The organism is Intrasporangium sp. (genome assembly GCF_040414665.1).
Lineage (GTDB): Bacteria > Actinomycetota > Actinomycetes > Actinomycetales > Dermatophilaceae > Intrasporangium.
This window is the reverse complement of sequence record NZ_JBEDUL010000117.1, coordinates 1-16,936: the sequence shown is the minus strand read 5'-3', so window position 1 is coordinate 16,936 and position 16,936 is coordinate 1. Positions and strand designations below refer to the sequence as shown.

Here is a 16,936-nt window from a genome sequence, read left to right as displayed (position 1 = left end):
CTGATGAGCCGGCTCGGCTACGAGCGCTACGGGGCGATGGGCAACGACGCCGGCTCGATGATCTCCCCGGAGGTCGGCCGACTCGACCCGGAGCACTGCATCGGTGTCCATGTGACGCAGCTGTTCTCCTTCCCCACCGGGGACCCGGCCGAGATGCAGGACCTGACCGAGGACGAGCGAGCCGCACTCGACGTCCTCACCTGGTTCTGGGAGAACATCGGCGCCTTCAACGTGCTCCAGTCGCAGGCGCCACAGACCCTCGCCTTCGGGCTCGCCGACTCGCCGGTTGCCCTGCTGGCGTGGAACTCCCAGCTCATGCTCGACCAGGACGATGACTTCATCGTCGGCAACGTCGCCACCTACTGGTTCACCGGGACCGCCGGTTCATCGATCCGCCTCTACCGGGAGAACCAGCTGGCGCAGCACCGGCCGGCCAGCCCCACCACGGTGCCGACCGGTCTCTCGTCCTGGGGCAACGACTTCCGCTCGATCCGCCGGTTCGCCGAGCGGGACCACGCCGACCTCCGGATGTGGCGGCTGCGTGAGGGCGGCGGGCACTACGCCGCGCACAACGACGCGGACGTCCTCGTCGGCGACGTCGTCGAGTTCTTCACCAGTCTCTGATGCTGCGGGAGGGCTCCCGAGGTGCCGCGACCTCGGGAGCCAGCTCCGCGGCATACGGCAGGGTCGTGCTCTGAACTGGTCAGGAATCGAGAAGCCTTGCCCCCCGGCCCGCTCCTACGGTTGGCGCATGTGCAACCCACTGTGGCGACGCGCCCTCGAGCGGGCCGAGCTAGCCGGCTCGCTCCCGGAGCGGCAGGTACATGACGTGCAGGCCCACGAGCCCGAGCTCGGCATCGTCGAACGCCTCGGGCACGGTCCCGATGATGCGGAAGCCGAGACGCTGCCAGAGCCGGACGGCTCCCTCGTTGGTCTCCACCACGGCGTTGAACTGGATGGCGTGGTAGCCGGCCTCACGGGCCCACTCGACGACGTGCTGCCCGAGGGCGAGGCCGATGCCCTCGCCCTGGCGGTCCGGGTCGACCATGAATGACGCCGTCGCGATGTGGGAGCCGCGACCCGGCCGGTTGGGTCCCATCTTCGCGGAGCCGACGACGACCCCGTCGATGATGGCGACCACCGTGCGGCCCGGCACCCGCTCGATCCAGTAGCTCCGCGCCTCGTCGGACGTCTCTCCGGGCGGCAGGGTGTAGGTACGGCCCTCGTCCGCGATCCGTTTGTAGAAGGGGTGGATCTGCGCCCAGTCGGCCTCGGTCGCGTCACGGATCTCCACCCGGTGGAGCCTAGCCTCGCTCTCGCTCCGCCAGCGGTGTCGCTCCGCGTCCCTCGGTTCGTTCTTTCCACCTCCCCGCGTGACTGGGGGCGAGTAATTTGGAGCCATGCCGACCCGGACCAGGGCCTGGACCGGCCGGCGCGCTCGAGGAGAAGGGGCGACTCATGGTGGACATGACATCCAAGCTGACCGGGACCGTGCCACCAGCGCCCGCGGGCGCAGCCTCTGGCGGTCTGGACACGACCGAGATGAGATCGCTCGGTCTGCAGTCCGCGCAGGAGCGGGCCGCTCGTGGCAAGTCGGCCCGGACTTCGGTGCCGTTGGAGGCCCACGCGGACTTCCGGCGATCCGAGGGCGTTGATCCCATCAGGCTCCTCCTCCGCCAGGCCAAGACCCGGTTGCCGGAGCTGGTGCCGATCCGGCACGGCCGGATGCTGGTGTCTCCGTTCACGTTCTACCGCGGCGCGGCTCTCATCATGGCGGCCGACCTTGCGGGGACGCCGACGTCGCCCTTCGGCACCCAGCTCTGCGGCGACGCTCACCTGTCGAACTTCGGTGGCTACGCCTCTCCGGAGCGGCGCCTGGTCTTCGACATCAACGACTTCGACGAGACCTATCCGGGGCCGTTCGAGTGGGATGTCAAGCGGTTGGCGGCGAGCTTCGCGGTGGCGGGACGCGACAACGGGTTCACGACGAAGGAGACCCGCAAGGCGACCCTGTCTGCCGTCGAGACCTACCGGACTGCGATGCGCACCTTCGCGACCCAGCCGATCCTCACCGTCTGGTACGCCCACCTCGACATCGAGAACACCATCGCCCGTTTCGAGGCGACGTTGACCGACCGGGAACGCAAGGAGCGCAGGGCGGCCCTCAAGGACACCCGCAAGGCGATCGTCAAGGCACGCACCCGCGACAGCCTGCATGCCCTCGACAAGCTGACGACCGTCGTCGACGGGCGACGGCGGCTCATCAGTGACCCACCACTGATCACCCGTCTGGACGACATGACCGGTCTGGACACCGGCGAGGTGCTGCAGAGGCTCACCGCCATGATGGCCGACTACCGCGACACCCTGGCCGCGGACCGGCGCCGCCTGCTCGACCACTACGCACTCGTCGACATCGCCCACAAGGTGGTCGGTGTCGGAAGCGTTGGCACACGCGCCTGGGTGCTGCTCCTCAACGGTGGCGCCGAAGGGGAGGTGCTCCTGCTGCAGGCCAAGGAAGCCCAACGCTCGGTCCTCGCAGACTTCGCCCCGCCCATCGCGTCCGGAGACACCCGAGACGACCCGCCCAGCACAAACAACGAGGTGTACGAGGGGGAGCGGGTGGTCACCGGGCAGCGGCTCATGCAGGCCACCAGCGACATCTTCCTTGGGTGGCTGCGCACCACGCCGGTCGGTGGCGGCAAGGCGGACTACTACCTGCGGCAGCTGCGGGACTGGAAGGTCTCCGCCGAGATCGACCAGTTCACCCCGACCCGCATGGAGACCTACGCCCGAATGTGCGGGTGGACCCTCGCCCGGGCCCACGCGCGGGCCGGGGACCGGATCGCCATCGCGGCCTACCTCGGCAAGTCGGACCGGTTCGACCAGGCCGTCGCCGACTTCGCGGAGACGTACGCCGACCAGAACGAGCGTGACCACGCCGCGCTTGCCGCTGCCGTCGAGGCAGGGAGGGTCCAAGCGCAGTTCGGTGTGTGACCGCTGGGTTCTCACGGGGCTCCTCACCCGGCAAGGGGCTGGATGACGGTCACAGTGCACCCCGTGCCGGGCGAGGAGTCGATGATCAAGGTGGCGCCGATCGCGCTCGCGCGCTCCGCCATGGTCGACTGGCCGAGGTGACCCGGATGGGGCCGCACGGGGTCGAAGCCGACACCGTCGTCGGAGATCGTGACGGTGAGCCGGTCGTCGAGCTTCATCACCTCGACGGCGATCCGCGTGGGTTCGGCGTGCTGCACCGCATTGTTGAGGGCCTCCAGGGTCAGCCGGTAGAGGTGCTCCTCCATGGTCGGCTCCAGCGCCGGACGTGCGTGCGGGCCGATGACCTCGATCGGGACTCCTTCGCGTGCGCTGAGGGCCGCTGCCTGCCGGGTCAGGGCGGTCACGAGACCTTCCTCCGCCAGGGCCTGTGGGCGTAGCTCGAAGATGAGGGCCCGCATCTCGGCGAGCGCCCCTTGCGTCAACTCGGCGAGTCGCCGAACCGTCGTGGCTGCCGGCGCGTCCTGATCCAGCCCCGCAGACGTCAGCTGCCGTTCGGCGGTTCGGGCGTGCAGGGTCATCGAGAACAGCGCCTGGCTCACGCTGTCGTGCAGCTCGCGCGCCAGCCGCTGGCGCTCGAGGTTCGCGGCGTCGTGCTCCGACCGTGCATACAGCTCGGCATTGGCCATCGCGACGGCAGCCTGGTCGGCCAGCGCCGCGAGGAAGGCGCGTTCCTCGTCATCGTGCTCGCGTCCGGCGCGGTGGTAGTACTGCATGACGCCGAGGTAGCGCCCCCGCGAGTCGAGAGGGACCACGACGATGTCGTCCCACGTCGCCTCCTCGAGGTAGCGGTGGAGCGGCTCGTACAAGGGGTTCGCCAGCCCCCGTGCCCGCGCCCCCGTCGCGATGAGCAGCTCCTGGCGTTCCAGGGCATCGCGCGTCGGGGTCTTCTCCCCGCGGCGCCACCAGTCGGCCAGGGCTGCTGCGTACTCCGTGGACAGGCCGGCCGCCTCGAAGAGCGTCAGCTGGTGGGTGACGGCGTCGACGATGATGATGGCGCAGGCCTCGGCCCGGGCCGCCTGGGCCGCTGTCTGGGCCAGCGACCGGAGGGTGACGCCGATCGGCTGGTCCACGGTCATGCTCTCGGCCACCAGGGCGAACGCCGCGATCCGCTGTTGCAGCAGCTCGTAGGCGTTGACCCGGTCGGTGGCGTCGGTGACGAGGTTGACGAAGCCGACGACCTCGGCGCCGCTGAAGATCGGAGCGAGCACGACGTCCCAGTACGTGACCACGTCGGCGGTTTCCAACCGGTTGCCGGTCTGGCTCACCACGTCCCCGGCGAGGGCCCGCTCGATGAGGCGGTTCTGTGCCTCGTCGTTGCCGGGGATCAGCTCGTACAGCGTCTTGCCGGGCGTCACGTACTCGGCGGGAACGCCCAGGTACTGCACGAAGAACTCCACCCACGTCTGGTTGCAGCGCTGCAGCCGGGTGTCGCGGTCACACACCGCGATTCCCATCGGCACACGTCCGAAGATGATGTCCAACAGCTGGTCGTCGCGCGGAGCATCGGACGGCGGTGCTGGCGCCGACTGCGGCTTCGACGGGACGGAAGCGGACATCCGCTCTCCTCGGCGCTGCTCGTGGTGTCTATGACGAGTCCATCACCAGAGCGGGCCGTCGGCAGCAGGTTGGCGATACTCACCAGGTTCCCTGCGATAATGGACGGACCGGGCTCGCCGACCGATGCGGGGGGGCGAACGACCATGACGGCGCCGCCTGACCACGACCCGACCAGGGTCTTCCTCGTCGATGACCACGCGGTCGTGCGCGCTGGCCTCGTTGCCTACCTCGGCACGGAAGCCGGGATGGTCGTGGTGGGTGAGGCCGGCGGCGGGCGGGAGGCGGTCAACCGGATCGCCGTGCTCGCCAATACCGACGCGCTGCCTGACGTGGTGCTGATGGACCTGCTCATGCCTGACCTGGACGGCATCGCGGCCACAGCCGAGATCAAGAGCCGCTGGCCGGTTGTCGAGGTCATCGCCGTCACGAGCTTCCTCGACGAGGACAAGGTCCGGGGCGCGCTGGAGGCCGGGGCCACCGGCTATCTCCTCAAGGACGCTGCGGCCTCGGACGTGGCGGACGCCATCCGTGCCGCCGTGGCGGGCGAGATGTCCATCGACCCCGCCGTCGCGAAGACGCTGCTGGCAGCGCTGCGCTCACCGAAGTCCGGCGCCGAGGGGCTCACTCCGCGGGAGCGCGAGGTCATCATCCTCATCGCGCGCGGCGCGACGAACCGGCAGATCGCCGGGCACCTCGGCGTCACTGAGCGCACCGCGCGCACCCACGTCTCGAACATCCTGACCAAGCTCGGGCTCACGAGCCGGACCCAGGCCGCGATGTGGGCCGTGCACCACGGTCTCGTTCCGAGCAAGCCCTGATCGGGTCGTGGTCGGCGCAATGACGTAGCCGGCTGCGGCCAGAGCGCACAGCCCTCACTGGCTCACCGACCGATGTCACCGAGCCGCCTCGGCGCGACAGTCGAGTCATGTCGCACTGTGAACTACGCGCCCAGATGACCATCCGTCCCGGCCGGCTGCAGGGATTCACGGCACAAGCAGCCGAACTCATGCGGCTGACCCGCGAGCTGGACACCCACACCCTGCGTTACGACTGGTTCGTCAGCGAGGACGGCACGAAATGCGAGGTCCACGAGGCGTACGACAGCGAGGAAGGGCTGTTCGAGCACAACGAACACGTCATGGCGGCTCGGGCGACGCTGTTCCGTGACTTCGCCGACGGTCACCACATGACTGCCTACGGCGACGTCTCGCAACGCCTCGTGGAGCTGTCGAAGGTGCATGCCGGCGGCCTTGAGCTCCAGGCCTTCCTGTTCGGCCTTCAGCCCGAACCCGCGATCTGACAGGTCCCCAGACGGGACAGGACTCGAGGAGGAGTTCATGAGCAACCTGGAACTGCATGCGCAGCTGACGATCCGGCCGGGCCGGCTGGAGACCTTCAAGGCGCGCGCCGCCGAAGTCGTCCGGGTGGCCCGGGAGAAGGACACGCAGACCGTGCGCTTCGACTGGTTCATCAGCGAGGACGGGACAACATGCGAGGTCCACGAGACCTACGCGAGCGACGCTGCGTTCTTCGAGCACACGCAGCACATCCTGGCGGCCCGGGCCGCACTGTTCAGGGACGCCGTTGACGGCCATCGCGTGACCGCCTACGGCGACGTGCCGCAGGGGCTCATCGACGTCGCCAACGCCCACGGCAGCGGGCTCGACACCTACGCCTTCCTCCAGGGCCTGCACCCGGAGCCGACGCCGTGACCGTGGGCCACACCCCGGCTGCGGGCGTCGACCTGTACTACGAGGAGCGGGGCGGCGGCCAGCCCATTCTGCTCATCCCGCCGTCCGGCGCCACCGCTTCCACGTGGGGCGCCCTGGCCGACGAGCTGACGGGGCTCGGGCGCGTGATCGCGTACGACCGACGTGGTTACCATCGCTCAGGCGGTGACGTCGTCCGCACGGTTGCCGTCCACACCGACGATGCCGCCGCCCTGGTGGAAGCGTTGGGAGCCGCGCCCGCGGTGGTCGTCGGGACGAGCGCCGGGGCGACGATCGCGCTGGACCTGGCCGTCCGTCGCCCAGACCTGGTCAGGACGGTCGTCGTGCACGAGGCGCCGTGGCGGGCCCTGCTGCACCCCGACCTCTCAGGTCTGCGCATGCTGGCCCGGATGCAGTGGCTGGCCCTCCGAGGTCGCCACGACCAAGCCACCGATGTGCTGCTGCGGTACGTCTACTCCTACCGCGACGGCGGGAGCGCCTGGGACGCCTTCCCCGACGAGTGGCGTCGGGTTGCGAGGGAGAACGGCAGGTCGGTCGTGGCTGACCTCCGGGCGACGCTGCGGAGCTATCCCCGCCGTCGTGCCCTGGCCGCGGTCGCCCGCCCGGTCGTGTGCACCTACGGCACGCGCAGTCGCGGCTACATGGCGACCGTCACCCGTCGCCTCGCCGGAGCCATCCCCACCGCGACGGTGCAGCCCATCGTCGGCGCCGCGCACGCCGTTCCCTTCGACGCTCCGGCCGCCTTCGCACGGGTGATCGCAGAGGCGGTCGCCTCATCCGAGATCGCAAGAAAGGTGTGAGACCAATGAACGAGAGACCAATCCCTCCGGTGGCGGCACCCGCAAGTGACCCACCACAGTCGGACACCCTCCGACAGGTTCCCCCGACGGAGGAAGGAGCCAGGCCGGCACCGCCTCCACCGCCGCCAGCCGTGCCCACCGCGAGGTGGACGGGGTCCAGTGTCACCGCGATCGTCGTGGGATGCCTGCTCGTCTTCGTTGCCCTGCCCCTGCTTGGCGCTGGCGGAACGGCGCTGTGGGCACACTGGACCCAGCGGGATGATGGCTATGCCACGACCGACGTCCAGCACTTCTCCACTGACGGATCGGCGCTCACGGCCGTCCCGACGGAGCTCGGGAGGGCCGGCACCGGTTGGCTCTACGCCCCGGGCGTGCTCGACACGGTCCGGATGCGCGTCACCCCCGCCGACCCCGGCTCCGACCTGTTCGTGGGGATCGGCCCTTCCGCTGACGTCGATCGCTATCTCGCCGGCGTGGCCCGCACCGTCATCTCTGACTTCTGGACGAACTCGACGTACGCCATCGACGGCGGAACGGCTTTGGCCCCTCCGGCAGCGCAGGCCTTCTGGGCCGCATCCTCCAACGGCGCCGGAACTCGGTCGCTGGTGTGGCAGCCCACGAACGGGTCATGGACCGTCGTGGTGATGAACGCCGACGGGCGGCCGGGGATCCACGTCGCCGCTGACCTGGGCGCCACGATCCCGGCCCTGCCGTGGATCGCCGTTGGCCTGCTCGTGGCGGGCGGAGTCTTCGCAGCCGGCGGGATCCTGCTCATCGTCAGCACGGTTCGCCGCCGTTCCGTGTCGGCGTCGACCGCGTGACCCGACGCCAGCTGTCACCTCCGTGCCGTCAGAGAAGGGGTATAGCCTGACCATCGAGGCCGCGATCAGAGGGCCGCCAGAAGTCGAGAGAAGCTCCGTCAATGAGCACTCCTTCCGAACAGCCGACGCGGGAACCTGTCCACCGGTGGTGGAACGCCGGTCCGCTTCCGACCCTTCTGCTCGCCGGCCTCGTGGGCGGCCTCATCGGTGGCGCGATCGTGGGGCTGGTTGGGCGGTGGACCGGCTGGTGGACGCCGCCGGAGACGGCAAGCGCAGCCTGCGCCGTGGACCGCGTCGCGGCAGACGCACTCCCCTCGGTCGTCACGATCGGCGTCCTGGGACCTGGCGGCTCCGGCTCCGGCTCCGGTGTCGTCTATCGGCTCCCGTCCGACGAGGCCGTCATCATCACGAATGCCCATGTGGTCGCTCCGCCGGGCAGTGGTTCTGCGGATGGTGGTGCCACGACGATTCGGCTCGAGTACGCCGATGGCCACTCCGACGCGGGGCGCATCCTCGGGATGGACCAAGTCACAGACCTCGCCGTTGTCACCGCGGCCACTCCCTACCCGGCGGCACCACCGATCGCGGTGGGCGATTCAGGGAGTCTTCGAGTCGGGAATCCGGTGGTCGCACTGGGTGCGCCGCTGGGCCTGACCTCAACGGTGACCAGCGGAATCGTCAGCGCTACCGGCCGCTACGTCCGAGTGCCAACCGAGGCTGGGGCAGCGCACCTGCTGGGGGCCATCCAGACGGATGCGGCCATCAACCCCGGCAACAGTGGCGGTGCGCTCGTCAACTGCAGCGCACAGCTGGTGGGGATCAACACCGCCGGCGCCGCGCCAGCGGGCGAAACAGGCAGCAGCGGTTTGGGATTCGCCATCCCGATGGGTGTGGCCGAACCGTTGGTGGCTCAGCTGGCCGAGAACGGTCGGGTTGCCCACACCACGCTGGGCCTGCAGGTCATCGCGGTGCCCCCGGCGATGCAGGCCTCGGCCGGGGGGCCCGTCATCGTCCAAGCGGTCACCAGCGGTGGGCCGGCGGACAAGGCGGGTGTGAAGCGGGGGGACGTCCTCATCGACGTCGCTGGACAGCAGGTGCGAAACTCCGACGACCTCGTCCGCGTCGAGCTCGGTTTGACCGCCGGGGAGAAGGTGCCCGTCACGGTCAGCCGCAACGGCCGTGAGCAGACGCTGACGCTGGAGCCGGTGGCCTCCTGACCTCGCAACAGCGGCACCGAGCGAATGAATGAAAGCCAGCTCAGCGGCATACGGCATCAGGCACGTCCGCCGAAGGCGGCCGTTCGGGGTCAGCGTGACAGGGCGACGTTCTCGGCCGCGGACCACCGATACTCGGCCGCAACGGCCCCAGCAGCGTTGCGGTACAGGGTGGCCGCGACACTCGGGTGCTCGCTCTCGATTCTCTCCAGCGCGCGGACCGTGAGTGCCACGATCGTGGCGGGCGTCTGTGCGACGAGCCGCGGCACGCCGGTGGTCGGTTCGAACGCCATGGATGACACCGCACTGCCGGCCGCACGTGACGTGATCTGATCCTCAACGGCGTCGGGCTCGGGTGCCGACTGCATGCCGATGACTCCGCGGGTGATGAACAGCAGGGCGAAGCCACCGTCGTCATCTCCGACTGGGACCGGGTCGCCCTGGTCAAGGTCCAGAGCCAAGCAGAGCGCCTCAAGCTGGTGCAGGTCGTCGGTGGACATCCCGGCGCACAGGTCGTTCGCCGTAAGGGGAACCGCCTCGTCAGGACCGGGCATTCCAGCCTCGTCCAGCAGCATGTCCTCGCAGGACTCCACGGCGCGTGAGGTGCTGGTGAAGGTGTTGGTCCCGGTCGTCAGGCTCGCGGGCCACGGTCCGGAGAGCAGCACCGTCACGCCGCGTCCCGCGAGGTGGTCGATGGTGGCGTGCAGCAGTCGTTCCGCGACGGGATCGACATGCTCGACCCGGGCGGCGTCGAGGACCAGCCAGCGGGAGGTCTCCTGCTCCATGAGGCGCGTGAGCAGTTCTGCTTCCTGGAACGAGATGTGGCCCTGGAGCTCGAGGATGACGACGGCATCGGCCGCGGCCAGCACCGCGCGTTCGCGGGCCGGCCTGCCGCGCCTGGACCGCACCTGACCGCCGTGGAGGCGTCGGTGCAATGGCGGCGCGGCAGGGCCACGCGGTCGCATGACGTGGAGGCCGAACTCTCGGGACAGGGCTTCGCACGCGGCCACCCCCCGGACGCTGTTGCCCTGGCGGTCCAGACGCGGGCTGAAGGTACCTATGCCCAGCTCTCCGGGCAGCACCACGGTGATCCCGCCGCCAACCCCGCTCTTGGCCGGCATCCCGGTGCGAAACATCCACTCGCCGGAGAAGTCATACAGGCCGCAGGTCAGCATGACGGACAGGACGTACATGACGACGTCGGGCTGGACCACCTGCTGTCCGGTGATCGGGTTGCGGCCGGCGTTGGCCAGGGTGGCCGCCATGACGGCAAGGTCCCTCGCCGTGACCAAGGTGGCGCACTGTCGGCAGTAGACCGCCAGGGCATCCTCGACGTCGACCTCGAGAGCCCCCATCGAGCGCATCAGGTAGGCGAGGGCGCGGTTGCGGTCCGCGGTCTCCAGCTCTGAGCGAAGCACAGCCTCGTCCACGTCCAGCTCGCGCCCGGCGAAGGCCGAGAGGCCGGCAACGATGCGCTCCGATCCCTGGTCGCGGTCCGTGCAGGCAACGAGCGCGGAGGTGACGATGGCACCGGCGTTCACCATCGGGTTCAGTGGCCGACCGGTTCCCTCCTCGAGGGTGACCGCGTTGAACGGGTCGCCGGTGGGCTCCACCCCCACTGCGGACAGGAGCTCCTCCAGGCCCCGGTCCTCGATGGCCAGCGCCATCGCGAACGGCTTGGACACCGACTGGATCGTGAAGGGATGATCCGCATCCCCGGCCGCGTACACGACCCCGTCGAGCGTCGAGACGGCGACACCGAACAGGTTCGGATCGACCCGGGCCAGCTCCGGGATGTAGTGGGCCACGTCGCCGTCGGTTCGGGTCACCACCGTCGAGTGAAGGCGAGTGAGAATGTCGCTGACCGGACCGTCAGACATCAGTACCTCCCCCACAGCCAGCAGCCGGGACGTGGCCCGACTGCACGGTCGATGGACCGTTCTTCAGGCTAACCGAGATGGCGCTCGGCTAGTCTCTGATGATGGAGGCGCCCCGGGTCGATGGGCACGGCCGTACTGTGCCGTGGCACATGGACACGGAGCTGCGCAAGGACGCCCTGACCATGGCGCTCTATGTCGCGCTCGGTCTGCTCGGCGCGCTCTCGCTGTTCGACCGGAGCCTCAGTGGCACCGACGTCCGGATCGTCGAGACGATCTGGGGGATCACCATCGGGCTCGTGCTCGCCCACGTCTTTGCCTTCGTCGTGGCGGCGCACGTCGTGGGTCAGGGGTCCCTACGCCGACACGACGGTGAGGCGGCTGTCGCCCACCTCATTGGTGGCGTCGCCGTGGCGGTCGTCGCCACGGTCACGGCGCTCATCGCGCGGGACGAGACGGCGCTGCGAGCCGTGCGCCTGGTGCTGGCGGTGTTCATCGGGACGGTCGGCTATCTCGTGCGGCGCAGCAACGGTGCCTCCAGGACAGGTGCGCTGCTGTTCGGCATCGTGACGGTGGCGGTCGCGCTCATCATCGCCAACATCAAGGTGAACCTGTCCCACTGACCTCGGCCGTGAGCGCAGTCGGGGCCTCGCTGCTTCAGCCGGCGTTCAGTTCGGCGGCGAAGAACTCCAGCGCGGTCTTGGTCTTGGTCTGCTGCTCGCCGGACAGCGAGATTCCCTTGGAGCTGAGGAAGGCGCGCGCTGCCACCGCGGTCTTGATGTCCTCTGCCGGGGTGGTCTTCGTCGAGAGCTCGACCACGCGCGAACCGTCGGGGTAGATCCACAGCTCGACCACGAGGGGGCGCCCGAACTCCTGGGGCTTCAGCTTGAGCTTCAGCACGAGGATGGGGCCGAGCACCGACAGGTCGTCGATCGTGAGCCCTTGGGGCGCGTGGGCGGTGAAGAACGTCCGCTGCTCTTTCGAGAAGAGCTTTCGAAGTGGCTGATCACCGTTGACCGAGCGGAGCACGGCGGTCGGGCCCAGTGGGTGCTTCATCGATCCGGAGCAGACGTACCCACCGGGCATCGCGTCGACCTCGATCGTGAAGTTCGGTGAGCTTCGGATTGACGGCTCCACGTCCGAGGGAACGAGGGGTCGCAGCTTGACCGTCGAGTCGCTGTCCCGCCCCTGGATGCGCCGGGCCCGCACGACGACGCCGGCCTGGTTCAAGGACAGGTCAGGCGTGTCCAGGAAGTACACCTGGCGGATCTGGGCATCGAGCGGGTCGATCGCCAGGGCTTTCGCCGCCGATCGGTACTGGCTCGCCGGAACGGTCAGCTTCAGCTCGACGCTGTCGGACTGCTGGGTCAGCTCGAGGAGGCGCATCAGCTGGTCGGGCAGAAGCAAGGTCGGGGCCGTGGTCATCCGGAGTCCTTTCACAGGCCACCACTTGGGGCAGTGCGATCTTCCATTCTCACGCGTGGGCGGCCGTGGCGGGCCGGATACGAAGAAACGCAGCGCTGCTGTAGGCGCTCGATACGCTGAGGCGGTGACGTGGTATCCGCGCGACGACGTGGCTGTGCGCGCCGGGGTGGAGCCGCACTATGTCGACCGTCTGGTCGATCTCGGCATCGTCGTCCCTGCCGAGCCCGGTCGCTTCTCGCCGGGCGACGTCCGCCGAGTGCTGATGGCGAAGTCGCTCGAGGACGCTGCGATTCCCCTCGACCACCTGAGCGAGGCGCTCCGGAGCGGTTCTCTGTCACTCGACTTCCTCGACACGTCGGCGTACGAGCGGTTCGCCACGCTGACTGATGAGACGTTCCAGCAGGTCAGTGCGCGCACCCGGATCCCCCTCGAGCTGTTGACCGGCATCCGGGAGGCGATCGGGTCTCCGCAACCCTCACCCGACGACCTGCTGCGCGAGGACGAGCTGGCCCTCGTGCCCTTCCTCGAGCTGCAGGTCTCGAGCAGCTTTCGTCAGAGCGCCATCGAGCACCTGCTCCGCGTCTACGGAGAGAGCACCCGGCGAATTGCTGAGGCCGAGGGCGGGTGGTGGAACTCGCAAGTGGTGGAGCCGGCGCTCAGCGCAGGCAAGAGCGCGGATGAGGTGGCGAACGCCGACTTCGCCGCTCTGAGCACCCCGCTTGCGGAGCAGGCGATCCTCGGGCTCTACCACGCGCAGCAGGCTCGGGCCTGGACCGCCAACTTGATCGAGGCCTTCGAGACGTTGATGGCGAAGGCGGGAATCCACAGCCGGCTCGAGCGACCACCGGCCATCTGCTTCCTCGACATCACGGGCTACACCCGGCTCACCGAGGAACATGGTGACGAGGCGGCCGCCGACCTTGCGGCGAACCTGGCCCGGCTGGTCCAGCGCGGGTCGGTGCGTCACGGTGGCAAGCCCATCAAGTGGCTGGGCGACGGGGTGATGTTCTTCTTCCGGGATCCCGGTCCCGGGGTACGCGCCGCACTGGAGATGGTGGGCGACCTGGCGCATGCCGGTCTACCGCCCGCGCATGTGGGCCTGCACTCCGGGCCAGTGCTCTTTCAGCAGGGCGACTACTTCGGCCAGACCGTGAACCTCAGTGCGCGCATCGCCGACTACGCGCGGCCCGGCGAGGTCCTCGTCAGCCAAGCCGTTGCGGACGCATCGCACGAGGACGGGATCCTGTTCCGGGACATCGGCCCGGTCGAACTCAAGGGGACGTCCACACTGACGCACCTGCTGCGTGCCGACCTGGTCTGACACGGCAGGCCTGCGACGAGCCCAGGGCCAGCCATCTGCTCCTGAGATGTGACTCGTGAAGCGTCGTGGTCAGGACCGACTGCCAGGACGCCGCGTGGCGCCCTGGCCGCTTGGCTGCCACGGCGGGCGGTCAGCCTACGTCGTGGGTCATGCTGTCGATGACAGCGGCAATAGCCAGGATCAGCACGTCGTCCTGGCCCTCGACGACCTCGACGCCGTAGGTGTCCGCGATCCGGAACCACCGTTTCGACACCTCAGCGATGTCGTCGCCCCCCTGCGAGATGCGGTACTCGTGGTCGACGATGTTGCCCTGGACCTCCATGTCCCGGCCTTGCGCAACGTCCACGGTGAACCGCTCGCGGAGCGGCGAGATCATCGCCTTCTTCACGGTTGCGACGGTCCGACCGGAGGCATCCTCGATCTCCATGGTGTCCCGGACCCGCAGCTTTCGCTCCTGGAGCTTGAGCAGCTCGTTGCCGGACGCGTCCTCGAAGATGAGCGTGTCGCGGATCCGCATCGCCTTGCCGTTGACCTTGAACACCCGTCGACCCTGCTGGTCCTCGATCCAGGAGTCGTCGCCGATCGAGACGAGCTTCTGCCGCATCCGATACTGGGTCCTGCCCACTCCGCGCCGCTCGTCACGACGTTCTTCCCGCCGTTCCTGCCGGCGATCCCGTAAGCCCATGTCTGCCTCCTTGGGTTGCACCACTCACCTGCCATTGTCATGAGAGCTCCCTGGGCGGGCCGTGTCACCACCCGCAGGGGATTAGGCGTCGACAAGGTCCTGGACGCGACCACGCATCGGGCGACCACCAAGGTGCCGCCGAGCTCGCTCAGTTCGCGCTGCGCGCCGACCCGGACAACGGCGATGTGCGTCTGGTGAAAGCCCGGGCCCTTCGAGCAGCGGGATATGAGCAGATCAACGCGATCGCACGATCGTGGTATCTCCGGATGTTGACCGCTGCGTCCCCGACCTGGGTCACACGCCGCGTGTCGGCCGCGCGTTGTTCCACCAAGGCAGCGCTGGTCGCGGCCAGGATCACCAGGGGCAGCGCGATCAGAGCGTTAGAGGTCAGCACCAGCGATGCCTCCCCGCCCGAGAACCATCCGCCGAGGCCAGCCGCCTTGACCCGCCCCATTCAGGGCACCCCGCGGCGCGCAGCTGCCAAGGTCCAACTCGACGCGCGTCCGAACTCTGATGACGTCCGGACATCGGCGTGAGGCGTTTACCGAATCTGCCGCCGAGAGTGACCCGTACGCGTCACCAGATGAGGTCGAGAGCCAGGACAGATACGCCTGGCCGGGCGGCTGTCCACATTTCGAGGGCTCGCGCGAGGTCGTCTTCATGACCCGCGAGACCAAGGATCATGGTCCCATCTGATGGCTTCTCATTGTGGTGGTCTGCGCTGGGGGAACCGTGCGAGCAGTCGCTGCAGAGAATGTTCATGCCGGACCAGTTGTCGGCTCCGAGTCCCCTCTCTCCGAAGAAGTCGCCCACCGTCTCGACCTCGGCCAGGGATGGGGCGGACACCTGCGCCTGCCAAGTCGGCATGCCGGACTCGCAGAGCCGAACGATCTCGTCGAAGACGCTGACCTCCTGGTCGCCGGTGCGCCTGCTTCCTTTCGGTTCGCCATCGTGCAGGATCACGTCGCGGAAACGGTGCCCTGATTGCGGAAGCGGAACACTCGCAACGACGGCATGCGCTGGGCTGCGCCGCCAGCACCAGACCACCTCGGTGTCTCCGTACCTCGCCGGTACCTCCAAGTCGAGCGATGGCCGGTCGGGATTGAGGCGAATCGGCGCCAGCCCAAAGTTGCCGTCGATCGGCCCGGTGCCGTCCTCAAGGCCGCCGATGCCATAGACCGTCCAGGCTCGACGAGCCGTATCCCAGTCCCCAAGGGCAGTGGCAGCTATCCCCAGGTTCCAAGCGGCGGGGTTGGCGCCGCCGAACTCCTCGGACTCTGGATCCCCGAACAGCTCGAGCGCTCTGGAGTTCCAAGCACGGCATCGATCCCAATCACGCCTGGCCTTGGCGTGCAGGCCAGCCTCGAACCACGAGTGGAATGAGGTCGGCGCCGCCTCGGTCAACGCCACCGCACACGAGCCAGCCCGAGTGACGTCCCCCTTCTCATTGGCATCCAACCAGTCCGCCCAGATCTCCCTCGGCGAGGGGCCGGAGGGCTGTTTACTCAAACGTCTGAAAGGCATGAACGCATTCTGGCCCAGCCGAACCGGCGGAGGCGGCCGAACGGCCTGTCATGCCGCGAGCAGCGCCAATGGCAGGTGGGATGCGCGGCTCACACCATGTTGGAGATCCAGCTTTTCAGTCGTGTGCCACGAGGGTTCTACGCGATGTGGACGCGACCAGCAGTTTCCACATCACGTTGTCCGAGTGGGTCGATCTGGACAGCGGGATCGGGGCCGTTGTCCACGAGGCTGGCGTTGCGCCGCGCTTGCCCTGTGTGGGCAGCCGTGGGATGCCTGCACGCCGGGGGCTGCTTGGGCGTCCGCCCGCCGGCACGTCCGGGCACCTCCGAGGAGTTACCAGCGATGGGCAGCAGCGCCGAGGTCATCGTCATGGTCGCTGACGCTGCTCAGGATCTGGTGCACCTGTTTGTTGTGGGAAGGGGGCGCGCACCCCACCTGGCCGGCGTGCCCTGAGCACCAGGGCCGACACCCACTGCGCGCGCGGTACGCCTCAGACGCCCCGGTGCTCGGTGGCGAGACGGCCACGGTTGCCGACTTGGCCGCCCGGTGGGTGTGTCCAACCGGGAGCGCCAGCATCCTCATTGGCCATCTCGAGACACCCCGGGCCTGACCGTCCAATGTCCGGATCTGCCGCGTTGAGGACGACGGCCGACCATGCCGCAGACCGAGCGGCTACCCGTAGTGATACCGGCACGCGGCAATGCGCACCTCATCTCCGGCGATCTTGTAGACGAGGCGATGCTCGTCGGTGATTCGACGGGACCAGTAGTCGGCGAAGTCGTGTTTGAGCGCCTCAGGCTTGCCGATGCCTTCGTTGCCATTGCGTTTGATGTCGACGAGCAGCGCGTTGATTCGCTTGAGCACCTTGCCGTCCTGCGCCTGCCACCACAGGTAGTCGTCCCAGGCGTTCTCGTCCCAAACGAGC

Annotated in this window: 17 protein-coding genes and 1 pseudogene; 11 read left to right on the top strand and 7 right to left on the bottom strand. The window is 68.6% G+C overall.

Going from position 1 to position 16,936, the window contains the following annotated elements; translation table 11 throughout:
- Positions 1-624, top strand: a pseudogene (locus ABF401_RS12770) (epoxide hydrolase); the annotation flags it as partial.
- Between the two features lie 169 nt (positions 625-793).
- Here ABF401_RS12770 and ABF401_RS12765 read toward each other — a convergent pair.
- The gene (locus tag ABF401_RS12765) at positions 794-1,294 is read right to left on the bottom strand and encodes a GNAT family N-acetyltransferase (protein ID WP_353509946.1); all 501 of its coding nucleotides are present in this window, start codon (positions 1,292-1,294) and stop codon (positions 794-796) included.
- 164 nt (positions 1,295-1,458) lie between these two features.
- On the opposite strand from ABF401_RS12765, the gene ABF401_RS12760 reads away from it, so the two are divergent.
- Positions 1,459-2,997 carry a DUF2252 domain-containing protein gene (locus tag ABF401_RS12760; RefSeq protein WP_353509945.1) on the top strand — a complete coding sequence of 513 codons (1,539 nt, stop codon included), beginning with the start codon at positions 1,459-1,461 and terminating at the stop codon, positions 2,995-2,997.
- Positions 2,998-3,020: 23 nt separating this feature from the next.
- Here ABF401_RS12760 and ABF401_RS12755 read toward each other — a convergent pair whose 3' ends face one another.
- Positions 3,021-4,613, bottom strand: coding sequence for a PAS domain-containing sensor histidine kinase (locus tag ABF401_RS12755; protein ID WP_353509944.1), 1,593 nt, complete (start codon positions 4,611-4,613; stop codon positions 3,021-3,023).
- Positions 4,614-4,757: 144 nt separating this feature from the next.
- Here ABF401_RS12755 and ABF401_RS12750 point away from each other — a divergent pair, with 144 nt between their 5' ends.
- The 6 genes from ABF401_RS12750 to ABF401_RS12725 all read left to right on the top strand — a co-directional run bounded on the left by ABF401_RS12750 (position 4,758) and on the right by ABF401_RS12725 (position 9,182).
- On the top strand, positions 4,758-5,432 hold the full coding sequence (locus ABF401_RS12750; RefSeq protein WP_353509943.1) for a response regulator: 675 nt from the start codon (positions 4,758-4,760) through the stop codon (positions 5,430-5,432).
- A gap of 107 nt (positions 5,433-5,539) precedes the next feature.
- Entirely contained in the window at positions 5,540-5,914 is a 375-nt protein-coding gene (locus ABF401_RS12745; RefSeq protein WP_353509942.1) for a putative quinol monooxygenase, read from the top strand.
- 37 nt (positions 5,915-5,951) lie between these two features.
- On the top strand, positions 5,952-6,326 hold the full coding sequence (locus ABF401_RS12740; RefSeq protein ID WP_353509941.1) for a putative quinol monooxygenase: 375 nt from the start codon (positions 5,952-5,954) through the stop codon (positions 6,324-6,326).
- Positions 6,323-7,144: an alpha/beta fold hydrolase gene (locus tag ABF401_RS12735; RefSeq protein ID WP_353509940.1), complete on the top strand. Its 822-nt coding sequence runs from the start codon at positions 6,323-6,325 to the stop codon at positions 7,142-7,144. Before ABF401_RS12740 ends, ABF401_RS12735 begins: the two co-directional genes overlap by 4 nt.
- Before the next feature lie 131 nt (positions 7,145-7,275).
- Complete coding sequence (locus ABF401_RS12730; protein WP_353509939.1) at positions 7,276-7,965, top strand: hypothetical protein; 690 nt, start codon at positions 7,276-7,278, stop codon at positions 7,963-7,965.
- Positions 7,966-8,066: 101 nt separating this feature from the next.
- The gene (locus ABF401_RS12725; RefSeq protein ID WP_353509938.1) at positions 8,067-9,182 is read left to right on the top strand and encodes a S1C family serine protease; all 1,116 of its coding nucleotides are present in this window, start codon (positions 8,067-8,069) and stop codon (positions 9,180-9,182) included.
- Positions 9,183-9,271: 89 nt separating this feature from the next.
- Here the strand turns inward: ABF401_RS12725 and glsA are convergent, their stop codons facing one another.
- Entirely contained in the window at positions 9,272-11,059 is a 1,788-nt protein-coding gene (gene glsA / locus ABF401_RS12720) for a glutaminase A (RefSeq protein WP_353509937.1), read from the bottom strand.
- A gap of 149 nt (positions 11,060-11,208) precedes the next feature.
- Between glsA and ABF401_RS12715 the strand changes: the two genes are divergently transcribed.
- Positions 11,209-11,679, top strand: a complete 471-nt coding sequence (locus ABF401_RS12715; protein ID WP_353509936.1) for a hypothetical protein — start codon at positions 11,209-11,211, stop codon at positions 11,677-11,679.
- A 34-nt stretch (positions 11,680-11,713) separates the two neighbouring features.
- Here ABF401_RS12715 and ABF401_RS12710 read toward each other — a convergent pair whose 3' ends face one another.
- Positions 11,714-12,481: a CYTH domain-containing protein gene (locus tag ABF401_RS12710; RefSeq protein WP_353509935.1), complete on the bottom strand. Its 768-nt coding sequence runs from the start codon at positions 12,479-12,481 to the stop codon at positions 11,714-11,716.
- Between the two features lie 124 nt (positions 12,482-12,605).
- Between ABF401_RS12710 and ABF401_RS12705 the strand changes: the two genes are divergently transcribed.
- Complete coding sequence (locus ABF401_RS12705) at positions 12,606-13,802, top strand: adenylate/guanylate cyclase domain-containing protein (protein ID WP_353509934.1); 1,197 nt, start codon at positions 12,606-12,608, stop codon at positions 13,800-13,802.
- Positions 13,803-13,932: 130 nt separating this feature from the next.
- On the opposite strand, the gene ABF401_RS12700 is transcribed toward ABF401_RS12705, so the two are convergent.
- Positions 13,933-14,487 carry an LURP-one-related/scramblase family protein gene (locus ABF401_RS12700; RefSeq protein ID WP_353509933.1) on the bottom strand — a complete coding sequence of 185 codons (555 nt, stop codon included), beginning with the start codon at positions 14,485-14,487 and terminating at the stop codon, positions 13,933-13,935.
- Between the two features lie 2 nt (positions 14,488-14,489).
- On the opposite strand from ABF401_RS12700, the gene ABF401_RS12695 reads away from it, so the two are divergent.
- Positions 14,490-15,023 (top strand): alkyl sulfatase dimerization domain-containing protein, encoded by a 534-nt coding sequence (locus tag ABF401_RS12695; RefSeq protein WP_353509947.1) that lies wholly within the window; start codon positions 14,490-14,492, stop codon positions 15,021-15,023.
- A gap of 40 nt (positions 15,024-15,063) precedes the next feature.
- Here the strand turns inward: ABF401_RS12695 and ABF401_RS12690 are convergent, their stop codons facing one another.
- Positions 15,064-15,897 carry a tetratricopeptide repeat protein gene (locus ABF401_RS12690; protein ID WP_353509932.1) on the bottom strand — a complete coding sequence of 278 codons (834 nt, stop codon included), beginning with the start codon at positions 15,895-15,897 and terminating at the stop codon, positions 15,064-15,066.
- A 786-nt stretch (positions 15,898-16,683) separates the two neighbouring features.
- On the bottom strand, positions 16,684-16,936 hold a 253-nt coding region (locus ABF401_RS12685; RefSeq protein ID WP_353509931.1), incomplete at its 5' end, for a Txe/YoeB family addiction module toxin.